Raw genomic sequence first — 14,972 nt, 5'->3', positions numbered from 1 at the left:
GTGCTCTGCAGGGCCTTGACCTTGACCTGATCGATTGTCCAGGTGGTGCCATTGGCGAATCGGATCTCTTCGAGCTTATAGGCACTGGTGCCGTCGTTGCTGAAGTAGCCGCTGACGGTGATCTTGTCGGTGCTGTCCTTGAGCGACAGGATCAGGTTGGTACTGGAGCGTGTGATGACGATGTCATCGGGCGTGATGTCGTCAGCGAAGACAATGGCATCGACCTTGTTGGTGCTGGTGTCGTAGTTGGAAATAGTGTCCTGGCCCCAGCCACGGCTGAAACGGTAGGTGTCGCTACCGGCGTCGCCGCTGAGGGTGTCATTACCAGTGCCCCCATCAAGCACATCATTGCCATTACCGCCATACAGGCGGTCAGTGCCGGCACCACCGAATAGCATGTCATTGCCGTCGTTCCCATAAAGACGATCATCGCTGGCACCTCCATCTAGGAAGTCTGAACCGCCATTCCCGGTCAGGGTGTCATTACCCGCTTCGCCGAAAAGAAAATCTGTATGGTCGCCACCGGTCAGTGCGCTATTCGCGCTTGAATCAATAATTACTGTGCTGGAAGTACCCAACTGTTTCTGGAGGTCTTCGATTTGTGCCGCATTCAGTTGGTGTACCCATTCCCCCGCGATAGCTACTTCGTTGGATGCCCAACCAATGGTACCTGCGACAGCCGATCCAAACTCGAGAAGATCGACAACCCCTTTGACGGGATTCTTTGTATGAACCTCCGCCAGCTTGCCCAGTGCACTGCTGAAGTCTACAGTGGCGCCCTCTTCAGACAGTGCTATAGACACTTCATCAAGATAGGGCTTGAGGCGAGTCTGGAGCAGCAGACCTTCATATACTGAATTTACCAACGCCTCGTATGCGGCCCTGATGTACTTCTCTTGATTCGGCCCAAAGGAGAAATCTTTTTCTGTAAGGTAATAGGTGGAGCCAAGTTCAGCTGAGTTGCCGCCCGCACTACCAGATCGACCTTGAGATCCAGCTATGAAGGAGATGCCGATCTCCCCATCTTTGCCGTCATCATTGGTCGGCTTAAAGTCAAAGAAGTACTGGCCATTGAAAACCTCTAGCACCCGTACCATCTCTAACAGTTCCTTTCTCCGTAACTGCTCGGTAGTTGGGGGTGAGGTGTGTTGGGTTTCTCCTAACGCTATAGAACCGCTGCCAGTTCCGCTGCCACTGGTTGAGCCCGAGCTGAGGGCGTGCTCTCTATTAATTTCCCATGAGTAAGAAAATTTAAGGTCGTAAATCTTGCCGTCAGCTAGATCGGATATGCGTTCGTCGAACGTGCGGAAGTCGGCGCTATCAGCCCAAGCACTAATTAGTTTATCCATTAGTGCCTTTTGTTCCTGGCGGCTGCCGGCAGCTGCGTATTCGGCTAAAACATTTTCTAGTTTGTTGCTTGTTGCTGCAGCTTCGCGCAGATCACGTACTGCACCCGAGCCATACATATTGGGGGTGTCAGCCAACTCTGTTGGAATCTCGATGCGGTCACCGAACTTGCGATAAAATGGATTGTCCTCAAAATAGACATCGCCACTGACGCCGGTACCTCCACCCCTGTTCTCTTTCCATTCAAATGTGCTGAAGCCATCGATGTGATTGTTATTACCCAAATTCAGGTTTTTGCCGTCTGACCCCGTATTGATACTTTTGATACCCAGGTCATCTAGGGTGAACAACTCACCGCCTTGGCTGATACCGTCGCCATTGAGATCCCTCCATATGCGCAGATCGCTCCAGACGTCATCGCTAGCATCTAGCTTAGCATCGCCATTTACGTCGACAGCTTTCATGGCTTCAAAGCCGTCACGAGCTTTCTGTCCATTGGCCAGCAGGGTGTTCTCGCCGAACAGTTCTAGGCCGCTGTCGATGGTTCCATTGCCATTGCGATCTAGAACTAGTAGACCGTCGTCTGGCCCGACCCAACCAGAACCATGCTTGTCGCCATCGCCATCGTGGTCAAACAATACCCGACCTTCTGCGCCGAACGTCTCTATACCATCGCCGTCAAGGTCAAGAACTATGGGGGAGGCGGTGCGATTGGCTAAATTTAAATTGGTATTAGCATCTGGGCTGATATGTCTGTCATATGCGAGAGCATCTCTAAGAGCCTGATTGTGTGCATTAATAGAGTTAAACACAGGTTTGAGGTTAACTTCCCCACCTAGAAGTTCTTCGGCTGTTTCTCTGGCGCCCTCTTGATTGTCAGGGCTCCATGGTTCGCTCCCAGATTTCCACGCGGTATAGGCGGCCTTTAGGGCGTTGGTGACAGAGTCTGTTGCGTATTTGTTGCGATAATCTACATGTGGCTCGGCGTTTGTATTTTGTTGCGACATAATAACCTCCTTGTGTTGATTGTTCTGTAAATTAACTATTTTGGGGCGCGTATTTGGTGGGGCGGTATGTGCTGCTGTTTACGCAATAGATAAATGTAGGGTTAGTAACCTTGTAAGGTTTCATGGTGGCGTTAGAGATGCTATTGCCTGCTTTTTAGGGGGCTTTGAGGTGTTTAAATTTACTTTGCTATCTTTCAGAAAGACTTTCGCTCTGATATTGCTTTAGCGGGCTGAGGAAGTAATCGATTATCTTGCGCTTATCCGTCTTCACCTCGGCCCGTATTGCCATGCCGGGCGACAATGGCACCTGTTGATCGCCCACTACGATGCTGTTTTCCTTGAGCTGTATCCGCGTGCTGTACACCAGCCCCAGTTTTTCGTCCTCGATGGCGTCGTCGGAGATACTCTGCACGATGCCGTGCACCACGCCGTACTTGGTGAAGGTGAAGGTATCCACCTTGACCTCCACCTCCTGGCCGGGATGCACGAAGCCGATGTCCTTGTTCTCCAGCATGGCCTCGACTTCCACCGGCTGGTTACTCGGCACGATAACCATCAGCGGTTGTGCCTCGGTGACCACGCCGCCAGCGGTATGGATGGCCAGTTGCTGGACGGTGCCGTCCACTGGCGCGGTGAGGTGCATCAGGCGGTTGCGCTGTTCGGCCTTGCTCAGTTCCTGTTGCAGGCCGGCGGCGCGCTGTTCGGACTCGTGCAGCAGGTCGAGCATGGCGCGACGGGTCTGCGCCAGTACGCTCTGGCGGCGGCTTTCGGCCTGTTGTTTGGCTGCTTGCAGTTCCAGCACGCGGGCCTGTTGCACGGCCAGTTCGCGCTCCTGATCCAGGCGTTGCTGCTCCTTTTCCAGGTAGGCGTGCTTGGCAACATAGGCCTTGTCCAGCAGGCGCTTGTAGTCCGCCGCCAACTGCTGGGCGATGGGTAGGGACTCCTGCAGCTTGGCCACCCAGGCGCGGGCGGCCTGGATCTCCGCCGTGCGCTGGGCAATCTCGGCATCACTTTGCTGCAGGGTGCTCTGCAGTTCCAGGTATTGGCCTCGCAGCCAGGTCTGAGCCGAGCGTTGTTGGGCTTCGCTGGCTTGCGCGATTCGGCTGGCCAGGGAGGTCGGTTCACGGTTTTCTTCGATGGCGTCGAGCAGAGCACCGGCCCGCGCGCTGTCGACCTGGGCCGCCAGCAGGTCGCTCTTCAGCCGTTGAACGTCCGCGCCGGTGATCTGGCTGTCCAGCTCGACCAACAACTCGCCGGCTTTGACGTGCTGCCCGTCGTAGACATGGATGGCCTTGACCACCGCTACTTCGCTGGGCTGGATGACCTTGCTCTTGCCACTGGGAACGATCTTGCCACTGGCGGTGGCGACCACGTCGATCTCACCCAGGCAGGCCCAGAGCAGCGCGATAACGGCGAAAGCCATGATGGCCCACTGGATGATCCGTGGCGCGGGGTGCACGGGGGCTTCCTGCAGGGCCAGGGCAGCCGGCAGAAAGTGCACTTCGTGATTCAGCCGGGGCGGCGCATCCATGGCTTTGCGGTTGCGCCAGGAGTGGCGCCAGGCCTGGCGGTAGCGGTTGATCAGCTCACGCTTGGCGCTCATGCCTGGCCTCCTACTAAAAGCCTTGCCCTCTCCCCAGCCCTCTCCCACAAGTGGGAGAGGGTGTCGTTCTGTGTATCCCTCATGCTGCACCGCCTTGCTGCAGGCGGTGCAGGCGCGAGTAGTGGCCGGCCTGGTGGGTGAGCAGGTCGGCATGCGTGCCCTGCTCGACGATTTGCCCGCGATCCATCACCAGAATGCGGTTGGCGTCGCGCACGGCGCTCAGGCGGTGGGCGATGATGATGACCGTGCGGCCCTTGCAGATGGCCTGCATGTTCTGCTGGATGATGCGCTCGGACTCGTAGTCCAGGGCGCTGGTGGCCTCGTCGAAAATCAGGATGCGCGGGTTGCCCATCAGCGCGCGGGCGATGGCGATACGTTGACGCTGCCCGCCGGACAGCGAGGCGCCATGCTCGCCCACCACGGTGTCGTAGCCTTCCGGCAGCTCCAGGATGAACTCATGAGCACCGGCCATCTTCGCCGCCTGCATCACCTGCTCGATAGGTGCGCCCGGGTCGGTCAGGGCGATGTTCTCGCGGATGCTGCGGGCGAACAACATATTGTCCTGCAGCACCACGCCGATCTGCCGGCGCAGGGACGACACATCGGCCAGCGCCAGATCCATGCCATCCACCAGTACCCGCCCGCGCTCGGGGGTATAGAGGCGCTGCAGTAGCCGAGTCAGCGTGCTTTTGCCCGAGCCCGAGCGGCCCACAACACCGATCACCTCACCGGCCTGAATCTGCAGGCTGATGCCGCGCAGGATTTCCGAACCATCCGGGCGATAGCGGAAATGCACCTGATCGAACTCGATCTGCCCCTTGAGCGGCGGCAAGGCGCTGCGGGTGGCCTGGGACAGCTCCGTGCGGGTATTGAGAATGTCGCCCAGGCGCTGCACCGACACGCCCGTCTGCTGGAAATTGGTCCACAGTTGGGCCAGGCGCATGATCGGCTGCGAAACCCGCCCGGCCAGCATATTGAAGGCGATCAACTGGCCCACGGTCAGGTCGCCGTCGATCACCAGGCGCGCGCCCAGCCAGAGCGTGGACACGGTGACCAGCTTGCCGATGAAACCGACACTTTCATTGGCCAGCATCGACAGGTTCTGTGTCTTGAAACTGGCGGCCACATAGCCAGCAAGCTGGTTATCCCACTTGCGATTGATCTGGGGCTCCACCGCCATCGCCTTGAGCGTATCGATGCCGTTGACCGTCTCCACCAGAAAGGCCTGATTCTCCGCGCCCCGGGAAAAGCTCTCGTTGAGGCGGGCACGCAGCAGCGGTGTGATCAACAGAGACACCAGGAAATACAGCGGCAGCGACAGAATCACCACCAGCGTCAGCCAGCCGCTGTAGTAGAACATCACCGCGATGAACACCACAGAGAACAGCACATCGAGCACCAGCGTGATGGCGTTACCGGTGAGAAAACTGCGGATGTTCTCCAGCTCGCGCACCCGCGCCACCGAATCCCCCACCCGGCGCGCCTGAAAATAAGCCAGTGGCAGCGTTACCAGATGGCGAAACAGCCGCGAGCCCAACTCCACATCGATGCGGCTGGCCGTATGGGCGAACACATAGGTGCGTAGCCCCGACAGCAGTGTCTCGAACACCATGATGCCGAGCAGGCCAATGGCGATCACATCCAGCGTCGACAGGCCGCGGTGCACCAACACCTTGTCCATCACCACCTGAAAGAACAGCGGCGTCAGCAGCGCGAAAATCTGCAGCACGAAGGACACCAACAGCACCTCGCCCAGCAGTTTGCGGTACTTGACGATGGCCGGGATGAACCAGGTGAAATCGAAGCGCGACAGCTCGCCGGCCAGAGAGGCCTCGGAACGGATCAGGATCAGCTCGCCCGCCCAGCGCGCCTGCAGTTGCTCGAACGAAAGGACTTCCGGGCGCTGCGCCTGCGGATCGTGAATCAGAACCTGACTCTTGGCCTCATCGAAGCGGGCGATGATAAAGAAGCGCCCCTCATTATCGACAGCAATGGCCGGTAACGGCAGATGGGCGAGGCGTTCGAGCGAACTGCGCGCCGACTTGGCCTTGAGACCGAGCTTCTTCGCTGCCAGCAGCAGCTCGGCGCGATCGAATGCTCGGCCGTCTTCGGCGAATTCATGTGCGAGTTGTTCAGGCGAGGCGGCGACGTTGTGGAAACGGGCCAGCATGACCAGGCAGGCGAGGCCGCTATCGACGGATTGAGCAGCGTCATTTCCCTGAGCTTCAGGTATTTGCATTCCATTGCACCAAGCAGTGGCTTGGCAGGATGCCAAAGCCGATTTGAACCGGCAGCGAATCTACATGATGGCGTGACGCCATGTGAAGAGGCGAAGAGCGTGGTGGTTCCGAAGAGTGCAAATTGCATCACGGTTTTAGCGGAATGGTTGATGGGGCGCTAAGAAACGTTCATCACTGGTAGATTTTTTGTTAATCGATATCTGCTGCTTTTGCGTTATAACCAAACGCAGATCGGTCGGAGGTGATGGCATGAGCGAAGCAACTGATCAGGCGGTATACAAGACCCTGCTGGAGTCGACCCGGGCGATACCCTGGAAGATCGACTGGAAGACCATGACCTTCGCCTACATCGGCCCACAGATCGAAAGTCTGCTGGGCTGGTCGCAGGCCAGTTGGGTCAGCGCCGAGGATTGGGCGACCCGCATGCACCCGGACGACCGCGAGAAGGTGGTGGAAATGTGCATCTCGCAGTCGCAGAACGGCGTCGACCACGAGGCTGACTACCGCGCGCTGACCGCTGCCGGCGATTACGTCTGGATTCGCGACGTGGTGCACGTGGTGCGCGACGAGCAGGGGCAGGTGGACTCGTTGATCGGCTTCATGTTCGACATCAGCGAGCGCAAGAAGACCGAGGAGCAACTGCTGACCCTGCAGAAGCAGTTGGAGGAATACTCCTACAAGGACGGCCTGACCGGGGTGGCCAACCGGCGCATGTTCGACACGGTGCTGGCCACGGAATGGGCCAACGCCCAGCGCACCCGCCAGCCGCTGTCACTGATCCTGCTGGATATCGACCACTTCAAGCAGTTCAACGACCATTACGGCCACCTCCAGGGCGACGACTGCCTGAAGAGCGTGGCCCAGGCCCTGACTCGCGCTGCCAGTCGCCCGCGGGACTTCGTCGGGCGCTTCGGCGGCGAGGAGTTCGTGCTGATCCTGCCGGAGACCGACGAAGCCGCCGCACGGCATATCGCCGAGCGCTGCCGGCAGCAGGTGCGCCAGCAGCGCATTCCCCATGAGCGTTCATCGGTGTCGCCCATGCTCACCGTCAGCCTCGGTGTCGGCACCCTGGTGCCGGGCGCCCACGACCGCCCGCTGGATTTCCTCAATGCCGTGGACAAGCTGCTGTACCAGGCCAAGCAGCGCGGTCGGGACCGGCTGGAAGTGGCCAGGATGACCTCCCGTTCGGAAGTGGATGGTGCCGCCGATGCTCATGCCTGAGCCATCGTTACCCTGAGCGTAACGGTTGTGCCGCCTGCTTGATTGATGACCATTCGGTCATGCTCCTAAGGTGCCTCCACGACAGCGGAACTCGTGGAGTCATCGATGACAACAACAATATCCCCACCGCCGCAGTGGTCGCGTCGGCGCGCGGAAAAGGCGCGGCGACTCGACCAGGTGCGCAAGCTCGCCGATGGCGTGGTGCTGCCCAGCGACCAGATAGTCGCGGCACTCGAAGCGCTGATCGCCCCCGGCGACCGCGTGGTGCTCGAAGGCAACAACCAGAAGCAGGCGGACTTCCTTTCCCGCTCGCTGGCTCAGGCCGACCCCGGTCGCCTGCACGACCTGCACATGATCATGCCCAGCGTCAGCCGCGCCGAGCACCTCGATCTGTTCGAGCGTGGCATCGCCCGTAAGCTCGACTTCTCCTTCGCCGGGCCGCAGAGCCTGCGCATCGGCCAACTGCTCGAAGACGGGCAGATGGAAGTCGGCGCCATCCACACCTACATCGAGCTGTATTCGCGCCTGCTGGTGGACCTGATCCCCAATGTCGCCCTGGTCGCCGGCTTCCAGGCCGACCGCCAGGGCAATATCTACACCGGGCCGAGTACCGAGGACACCCCGGCGCTGGTGGAGCCCACCGCGTTTTCCGACGGCATCGTGATCTTCCAGGTCAACGAGATCGTCGACGAGCTGCCGCGTGTGGACATCCCCGCCTCCTGGGTCGACTTCGTGGTGGTGGCGGACAAGCCCTTCTATATCGAGCCGCTGTTCACCCGCGACCCGCGCCATATCAAGCCGGTGCACGTGCTGATGGCGATGATGGCGATTCGCGGCATCTACGAAAAACACAAGGTGCAGTCGCTCAACCATGGCATCGGTTTCAACACCGCCGCCATCGAGCTGATCCTGCCCACCTACGGCGAATCGCTGGGGTTGAAGGGCAAGATCTGCCGCAACTGGACGCTCAACCCACACCCTACGCTGATCCCGGCCATCGAGACCGGCTGGGTGGAGAGCGTGCACTGCTTCGGTACCGAGCTGGGCATGGAAAACTACATCGCCCAGCGCCCGGACGTGTTCTTCACCGGCCGCGACGGCTCGATGCGTTCCAACCGCATGATGTGCCAACTGGCCGGGCAGTACGCGGTCGACCTGTTTATCGGCGCCACCCTGCAGGTGGATGGCGATGGCCATTCTTCGACCGTGACCCGTGGGCGCCTGGCTGGCTTCGGCGGTGCGCCGAACATGGGCCACGACCCGCGTGGCCGTCGCCATGCCACCCCGGCCTGGCTGGATATGACCGAGCCCGTGACCCTGCTCGAACGCGGCAAGAAGCTGGTGGTGCAGATGGTCGAAACCTTCCAGGAAGGCGGCAAGCCCACTTTCGTCGAGCAGCTCGATGCGGTGGACGTGGCGAAGAAGGCCGGCATGCCGCTGGCGCCGATCATGATCTACGGCGACGACGTCACCCACCTGCTCACCGAGGAAGGCATCGCCTACCTGTACAAGGCGCGCACCCTGGAGGAACGCCAGGCGATGATCGCTGCGGTGGCCGGCGTTACCGCCATCGGTCTGCGGCATAACCCGAAAGATACCGAGCGCATGCGCCGCGAAGGGCTGATCGCCCTGCCCGAAGACCTCGGCATTCGCCGCACCGATGCGACCCGCGAACTGCTCGCGGCCAAGAGCATCGCCGAACTGGTCGAGTGGTCGGGCGGCTTGTACAACCCGCCTGCCAAATTCAGGAGCTGGTGATGAATGCACTGACTGCAATTCAGCCCCAGCTTTCGCTGAGCGATTGGCTGGCCGACCTGGCCGTCGATGCGCTGATCGACGAGGCCGACCTGTCGCCCAAGCCGGGTCTGGTCGACCGTCGCGGCAGCGGCGCGCATACCGACCTGCACCTGGGCCTGATGCATGCCTCGGCGCTGGCCCTGTGGCCCAGCTTCAAGGCCATGGGCGAGGCGGCGCAGCAGCGTGGCGAGATCGACCAGGCGCTGCGTGAAGACTTGGGCCGCATTGGCCGCGAAGGCGAAGTGGAAATGCTGCGCGTCACCGACGGCGTCAACACCCATCGTGGCGCCATCTGGGCGCTGGGGCTGCTCAGTGCCGCTGCGGCGCTGGATGTCAGCGCCCTGGCGCCGGCTCAGGTCGCCCTGCGTGCGGCGCGCCTGGCCCTGCTCAATGACCGCGCCGCCCCGCTGACTGATAGCCATGGCGCCCAGGTCTGTCGCTTGTACGGCTTGCATGGTGCGCGTGAGGAAGCGCAGTTGGGTTTCCCCGCAGTGATCCAGCAGGCGCTGCCGCAACTGGCGCACAGCCGCGCCGCCGGGGCAGGCGAGCAGAACGCCCGCCTGGATGCGCTGCTGGCGATCATGACCCAGTTGGCCGACACCTGCGTGCTCTACCGCGCCGGCATGGCCGGGCTGATCCGCATGCAGGGCGGTGCCCGCGCGGTACTCGCCGCGGGCGGCTGCGTCAGCCTCGACGGGCGCCGCCTGCTGCGCGAGCTGGAGCGCGACATGCTGCAGCTACGCGCCTCGCCTGGCGGCGCGGCTGATCTGCTCGCCGCCACCCTGTTCCTCGACCGCCTGCAGCATGGCCTGCCGGCGCAGCTTGGGAGTCTGTGAAATGGAAACCCTGTCTTTTCAATTCCCCGCCGGGCAGCCGGCCAAGGGCCGTGCGCTGGTCGGTTGCGTCGGTTCCGGCGACCTGGAAGTGCTGCTCGAGCCTGGCCAGGCCGGCACCCTGGCCATCGAAGTGGTCACCTCGGTCAACGGCAGCGCACCGCGCTGGCAACTGTTGTTCGAGCGCATGTTCGCTGAGCAGCCCGTGCCGGCGCTGAATATCGCCATCCACGATTTCGGCGCCACCCCCGGCGTGGTGCGCTTGCGCCTGGAACAGGGCCTGGAGGAACTCAACCATGGCTGAGCAGAACATCCAGCGCCTGCTGGCGCAGCGCAGCTTTACTGAACTGGGTGCCCGCGAGCGGGCTCGGGCACTGCTCGATGCCGGCAGCTTCCGTGAGTTGCTCGACCCCTTTGCCCGGCTGATGTCGCCCTGGCTGCCCAAGCAGGGCATCGTGCCCCAGGCCGACGACGGCGTGGTGGTGGCCAAGGGGCTGATCGACGGTGCGCCTGCGGTGGTGGTCGCCATCGAAGGTGCCTTCCAGGGTGGCAGTCTGGGCGAAGTGGGCGGGGCGAAAATCGCAGGCAGCTTGGAGCTGGCCGCCGAAGACAACCGTAACGGCACGCCAACCCGCGCCGTGCTGCTGCTGGAAACCGGCGGCGTGCGCCTGCAGGAAGCCAACCTGGGGCTGGCGGCCATCGCCGAGATCCAGGCTGCCATCGTCGAGCTGCGCCAGTACCAGCCAGTGATCGGCCTGGTCGCCGGCCCGGTTGGCTGCTTCGGCGGCATGTCCATCGCCGCCGGGCTGTGCAGTTACCTGCTGGTCACCCGCGAGGCGCGCCTCGGGCTCAACGGCCCGCAGGTGATCGAGCAGGAAGCCGGTATAGAGGAGTACGACTCGCGCGACCGCCCCTTTATCTGGAGCCTGACCGGCGGTGAGCAGCGCCATGCCAGCGGCCTGGTCGACGGCTACGTGGCCGATGACGTCGAGGCCATTCGCCGCGAACTGCACGGCCTGTTCGCCAAGGGCAAACCTGAGCTTGAGCGCAGCCGTCGCCACGCCTGGTTCCTTGAGCGCCTGCGCGCCGTCGACACCTCGATCCAGGCCGATGCCGCTGCCGTGCGCAGCGCCTACCAGGGAGCATGAACATGAGCACTGTCCAAGAACAACGCGGCCTGCACTGGTTCCAGGCCCTGACGGGTGATGCCCTGCCGCTGCAAGGTTTGCCGACCTCGCTGCGCGTGGCCGATGGCGAGCTGGCTGGCCAGGCGGTGCGCTATCTGGCGGTGATCGCCGATGCCGACAATCCCTTTCCCCGCGCCCGCAATGGCGAGGTCGGCCTGCTGGAAGGCTGGGGGCTGGCGCAGGCCGTGGATGAGGCCATCGAGGCCGACCGCGACCAGGCGTACAAGCGCGCGCTGATCGCCATAGTCGACGTGCCGAGCCAGGCCTACGGCCGCCGCGAGGAAGCCTATGGCATCCATCAGGCGCTGGCCGGTGCGGTGGACGCCTATGCCCGTGCCCGCCTGGCCGGCCATGCGGTGATCGGTCTGCTGGTGGGCAAGGCCATGTCCGGCGCCTTTCTCGCCCACGGTTACCAGGCCAATCGCCTGATCGCCCTGCGCGACGCCGGGGTGATGGTGCACGCCATGGGCAAGGCCGCCGCTGCGCGTATCACCCTGCGCAGCGTCGACGAGCTGGAGGCGCTGGCCGCCACGGTGCCGCCCATGGCCTACGACCTGGACAACTACGCCTCGCTTGGCCTGCTCGCGGATGTGCTCGACGTGGAGCAGGCGGCGCAACCGACAGCGGCCGATCTGGCCCGCGTGCAGGACGCCCTGAGCCGCGCCCTGGCCAATATCGCCGCCAGCCCGCGCGACCTGCGAGGCCGCCTGGGCGCCGCCAATCGTGCGGCGTCCTCCCAGGTGCGCGAGACGCTGCGCGCGCAGTGGTGAATGGGTCGCGCACGGCACCGTAGGGTGCGCCGTGCGCACCAGAAACCGAATCGGTGCGCATAGCGCACCCTACAGAGGAAGCATCGATGCACACGACACCCTGTCCACATGACCTGCTCTGGGGCCTGCGCCCCGAGCACCTGCCGCAGGAGGCGCCGGCCTGGGCTCGCGCCGCCCTGGGCGGGCATGTGCCGGTGGTGGTGCGTCGTGCTCCCGCTGAGCCCGGCTGGGTGGCGGTGGGTATACGGGGCGCTGCCCGTGAGCAGCGCCATGCCGCGTGGATGCGCCTGAGTGATATCAGCCGCCTGGTCACCCCGCAGGCAGTCGCGCGGGCAGGGCGCTGGCGCAGCCATGCCCAGCCGCAGTGGCCGGCATTGCGCGCGCTGAGCCAACTGGCGCCGCGTCTCGATGCCCTGGGCCTGGCCTGGGGCGTGACCGGCAGCCTGGGTTTCGAGCTGGCCAGTGGCATCGCCGCCGCGCATGCGGATAGCGATCTCGATTTGCAATTACGCGCGCCGTATCACCTGTCCCGCGAGTGGGCCCTTAGGCTGTGCCGCCTGCTGGACGAAACGCCGGGGCGTATCGACCTGCAACTGGAAACCCCATACGGCGCCGTAGCGCTGCGCGAATGGGCCGGCGAGGCACCGCGCGTCTTGCTGAAAACCCAGAACGGCCCGCTGCTGGTCAGCGACCCCTGGCAAGCGCAGCAGGTGGCGGCATGAGCGCGCTCTGGGCCTTCCCCGGCCAGGGCGCGCAGCAGCCCGGCATGCTGCAGGCCTTGCCCGAGGCGCCGGTGGTGCAGGCCTGTATCGAACAGGCCAGCACCGCCCTGGGTGAAGACGTGCGCCGGCTGGATTCGTCCGAGGCGCTGCAAGGCACTCGCGCCGTGCAACTCTGCCTATTGATTGCTGGCGTGGCGGCTGCCCGGCTGCTGGGCGAGCGCGGCCATCGCCCCGATTATGTGGCGGGCCTGTCCATCGGTGCCTATGCCGCCGCCGTGGTGGCCGATGCGCTGGATTTTGCCGATGCCGTGCGCCTGGTGGCCCTGCGTGGCGAGCTGATGCAGCGCGCCTACCCCAACGGCTACGGCATGACCGCCATCCTCGGCCTCGATCAGGCCAGCATCGAACGCCTGCTGGCCGACGCCGAAGGGCCGGTGTACCTGGCCAATATCAATGCCGAAACCCAGTTGGTGATCGCTGGCAGCGATGCCGCCATGGCCAAGGTCGCCGAGCGTGCTCGCGTCCTCGGTGCCGGCTGCGCCAGGCGCCTGGCGATGAGCGTGCCGTCGCACTGCGATCTGCTCGATGAACCGGCCCGTGAACTGGCCGCCGCATTCGCCAAGGTCGAGCTGCGCGCGCCGCAGGCGCGCTACCTGAGCGGCAGCTCGGCGCGCCTGATCCGTGACACCGAAACCCTGCGCGACGACCTGGCCATGAACATGAGCCGCGTCGTCGACTGGCAGGCCACCCTCGTCACCGCCTATGAACGCGGCGTGCGCCTGCACCTGGAACTGCCGCCCGGCGGTGTGCTGACCGGGCTGGCCCGCCGCGTTTTCGAGCCTGGCCAGGCCATCGCTTTCACTGGCGCGCGCCTGGATACACTCGACGCCATGTTGCGTCAGGAGGTAAGCCGCGACCGCTGAGCCGTAGCCTTTACCGAAGCACAAGAACAACAACTTCAAACGAGGACAACAACAATGATCATCTACGGTGTCGCCTTTCTGGCGTTCTGCACCCTGGCAGGCATCTTCATCGGAGAGCTGCTGGGCAAACTCATCGGCGTACCCGCCAACGTCGGCGGTGTCGGCATCGCCATGATGCTGCTGATCTTCCTCGGCAGTTACCTGAACAAACGCGGCCTGTTCACCGGCAAGTCGGAACAGGGCGTGGAGTTCTGGAGCGCCATCTACATCCCCATCGTGGTCGCCATGGCCGCCCAGCAGAACGTCTACGGCGCCCTCAAGGGCGGCCCCATGGCGATTCTCGCCGGTATCGCTGCGGTCGTGATCGGTTTCGCCCTGGTGCCGGCACTGAGCCGGGTGGGGCAAAAGAAGCCTGAAACCGACGCCGCCTCCTCCCTGACCAAAGCGCCACGGTGACTGCCATGTACGAATCTCTGATGAAGGTCATTACCGGCTACGGCCTGCTCAGCGGCTTCGCCATCATCGGCATCACCATGTGGGTGTCGTACTGGTTTTCCGACAAGTTCACCAAGGGTCGCCTGCACGGCTCGGCCATCGCCATCCTGCTCGGCCTGCTGTTGTCCTATATCGGCGGCGCCTACACCGGCGGGCAGAAGGGGCTGGTGGATATCCCCTTGTTCGCCGGCATCGGCCTGCTTGGTGGCTCCATGCTGCGCGACTTCGCCATCGTCGCCACCGGCTTCGGTGTGAGTGTCGAGGAGCTCAAGCGCGCCGGCTTCGCCGGGGTGCTGGCGCTGTTCGTCGGGGTTTTCGCCTCCTTCGTGGCCGGTGTCGGGGTGGCCATGGCTTTCGGTTACACCGACGTGGTCAGCCTCACCACCATCGGCACCGGCGCGGTGACCTATATCGTCGGCCCGGTCACCGGTGCAGCCATCGGCGCCAGCTCCGACGTGATGGCGCTATCCATCGCCGCCGGGTTGATCAAGGCGATTCTGGTGATGGTGGCGACGCCCTTCGTGGCGCCCTACATCGGCCTGAACAACCCGCGCAGCGCGGTGATCTTCGGTGGCCTGATGGGCACCTCCAGCGGCGTGGCCGGCGGCCTGGCGGCCACCGATCCCAAGCTGGTGCCGTACGGCTGCCTGACCGCGGCCTTCTACACCGCCCTGGGCTGCCTGCTTGGCCCATCCTTGCTCTACTTTCTGATGCGCGGCCTTCTGGGCTGACCTTTCGCCCGCCCTCGTGGCGGGCTTTTTCTATACGGCGGGAACATCGTCCCGGGTTTCGCTTCGCTCGACCCAGGCTACGGTGCTTCGCTCGAC

At 63.2% G+C, this 14,972-nt stretch carries 13 protein-coding genes; 10 read left to right on the top strand and 3 right to left on the bottom strand.

Annotated elements, in window-relative coordinates; all coding sequences use genetic code 11:
• The 3 genes from ACSVIK_RS05420 to ACSVIK_RS05410 all read right to left on the bottom strand — a co-directional run.
• On the bottom strand, positions 1-2,354 hold a 2,354-nt coding region (locus tag ACSVIK_RS05420), incomplete at its 3' end, for a calcium-binding protein (protein ID WP_442443337.1).
• A gap of 187 nt (positions 2,355-2,541) precedes the next feature.
• Positions 2,542-3,957, bottom strand: a complete 1,416-nt coding sequence (locus ACSVIK_RS05415) for an HlyD family type I secretion periplasmic adaptor subunit (protein WP_442443336.1) — start codon at positions 3,955-3,957, stop codon at positions 2,542-2,544.
• A 79-nt stretch (positions 3,958-4,036) separates the two neighbouring features.
• A complete protein-coding gene (locus tag ACSVIK_RS05410) occupies positions 4,037-6,196 on the bottom strand; it encodes a type I secretion system permease/ATPase (RefSeq protein ID WP_442443335.1) in 2,160 nt (719 codons plus the stop codon).
• A 250-nt stretch (positions 6,197-6,446) separates the two neighbouring features.
• On the opposite strand from ACSVIK_RS05410, the gene ACSVIK_RS05405 reads away from it, so the two are divergent.
• The 10 genes from ACSVIK_RS05405 to madM all read left to right on the top strand — a co-directional run bounded on the left by ACSVIK_RS05405 (position 6,447) and on the right by madM (position 14,876).
• Positions 6,447-7,418 (top strand): sensor domain-containing diguanylate cyclase, encoded by a 972-nt coding sequence (locus ACSVIK_RS05405; RefSeq protein ID WP_442443334.1) that lies wholly within the window; start codon positions 6,447-6,449, stop codon positions 7,416-7,418.
• Positions 7,419-7,523: 105 nt separating this feature from the next.
• Complete coding sequence (gene mdcA, locus ACSVIK_RS05400) at positions 7,524-9,176, top strand: malonate decarboxylase subunit alpha (RefSeq protein WP_442443333.1); 1,653 nt, start codon at positions 7,524-7,526, stop codon at positions 9,174-9,176.
• Complete coding sequence (locus tag ACSVIK_RS05395) at positions 9,176-10,051, top strand: triphosphoribosyl-dephospho-CoA synthase (protein ID WP_442443332.1); 876 nt, start codon at positions 9,176-9,178, stop codon at positions 10,049-10,051. Before mdcA ends, ACSVIK_RS05395 begins: the two co-directional genes overlap by 1 nt.
• Before the next feature lies 1 nt (position 10,052).
• Positions 10,053-10,352: a malonate decarboxylase subunit delta gene (locus ACSVIK_RS05390; protein ID WP_442443331.1), complete on the top strand. Its 300-nt coding sequence runs from the start codon at positions 10,053-10,055 to the stop codon at positions 10,350-10,352.
• The gene (locus ACSVIK_RS05385; RefSeq protein WP_442443330.1) at positions 10,345-11,196 is read left to right on the top strand and encodes a biotin-independent malonate decarboxylase subunit beta; all 852 of its coding nucleotides are present in this window, start codon (positions 10,345-10,347) and stop codon (positions 11,194-11,196) included. The genes ACSVIK_RS05390 and ACSVIK_RS05385 overlap by 8 nt, the downstream gene beginning before the upstream one ends.
• Positions 11,197-11,198: 2 nt before the next feature.
• Positions 11,199-12,005, top strand: a complete 807-nt coding sequence (mdcE, locus tag ACSVIK_RS05380) for a biotin-independent malonate decarboxylase subunit gamma (RefSeq protein ID WP_442443329.1) — start codon at positions 11,199-11,201, stop codon at positions 12,003-12,005.
• 86 nt (positions 12,006-12,091) lie between these two features.
• On the top strand, positions 12,092-12,727 hold the full coding sequence (locus ACSVIK_RS05375) for a malonate decarboxylase holo-ACP synthase (protein ID WP_442443328.1): 636 nt from the start codon (positions 12,092-12,094) through the stop codon (positions 12,725-12,727).
• Positions 12,724-13,650, top strand: a complete 927-nt coding sequence (mdcH, locus tag ACSVIK_RS05370; protein WP_442443327.1) for a malonate decarboxylase subunit epsilon — start codon at positions 12,724-12,726, stop codon at positions 13,648-13,650. Before ACSVIK_RS05375 ends, mdcH begins: the two co-directional genes overlap by 4 nt.
• Before the next feature lie 54 nt (positions 13,651-13,704).
• Complete coding sequence (gene madL, locus ACSVIK_RS05365) at positions 13,705-14,106, top strand: malonate transporter subunit MadL (protein WP_442443326.1); 402 nt, start codon at positions 13,705-13,707, stop codon at positions 14,104-14,106.
• 5 nt (positions 14,107-14,111) lie between these two features.
• A complete protein-coding gene (madM, locus tag ACSVIK_RS05360; protein WP_442443325.1) occupies positions 14,112-14,876 on the top strand; it encodes a malonate transporter subunit MadM in 765 nt (254 codons plus the stop codon).
• Positions 14,877-14,972: the final 96 nt, after the last annotated feature.

The organism is Pseudomonas sp. NCHU5216 (genome assembly GCF_052156495.1).
Lineage (GTDB): Bacteria > Pseudomonadota > Gammaproteobacteria > Pseudomonadales > Pseudomonadaceae > Aquipseudomonas.
Note: the sequence above shows the minus strand (reverse complement) of the source record. Positions and strands in the feature narration are given on the sequence as shown.

Coding starts and splice junctions, on each gene's coding strand:
- mdcH (WP_442443327.1), top strand. CDS start 12,724: ATGAGCGCGCTCTGGGCCTTCCCCGGCCAGGGCGCGCAGCAGCCCGGC.
- ACSVIK_RS05375 (WP_442443328.1), top strand. CDS start 12,092: ATGCACACGACACCCTGTCCACATGACCTGCTCTGGGGCCTGCGCCCC.
- ACSVIK_RS05415 (WP_442443336.1), bottom strand. CDS start 3,957: ATGAGCGCCAAGCGTGAGCTGATCAACCGCTACCGCCAGGCCTGGCGC.
- ACSVIK_RS05395 (WP_442443332.1), top strand. CDS start 9,176: ATGAATGCACTGACTGCAATTCAGCCCCAGCTTTCGCTGAGCGATTGG.
- madM (WP_442443325.1), top strand. CDS start 14,112: ATGTACGAATCTCTGATGAAGGTCATTACCGGCTACGGCCTGCTCAGC.
- ACSVIK_RS05390 (WP_442443331.1), top strand. CDS start 10,053: ATGGAAACCCTGTCTTTTCAATTCCCCGCCGGGCAGCCGGCCAAGGGC.
- ACSVIK_RS05405 (WP_442443334.1), top strand. CDS start 6,447: ATGAGCGAAGCAACTGATCAGGCGGTATACAAGACCCTGCTGGAGTCG.
- madL (WP_442443326.1), top strand. CDS start 13,705: ATGATCATCTACGGTGTCGCCTTTCTGGCGTTCTGCACCCTGGCAGGC.
- mdcE (WP_442443329.1), top strand. CDS start 11,199: ATGAGCACTGTCCAAGAACAACGCGGCCTGCACTGGTTCCAGGCCCTG.
- mdcA (WP_442443333.1), top strand. CDS start 7,524: ATGACAACAACAATATCCCCACCGCCGCAGTGGTCGCGTCGGCGCGCG.
- ACSVIK_RS05410 (WP_442443335.1), bottom strand. CDS start 6,196: ATGCAAATACCTGAAGCTCAGGGAAATGACGCTGCTCAATCCGTCGAT.
- ACSVIK_RS05385 (WP_442443330.1), top strand. CDS start 10,345: ATGGCTGAGCAGAACATCCAGCGCCTGCTGGCGCAGCGCAGCTTTACT.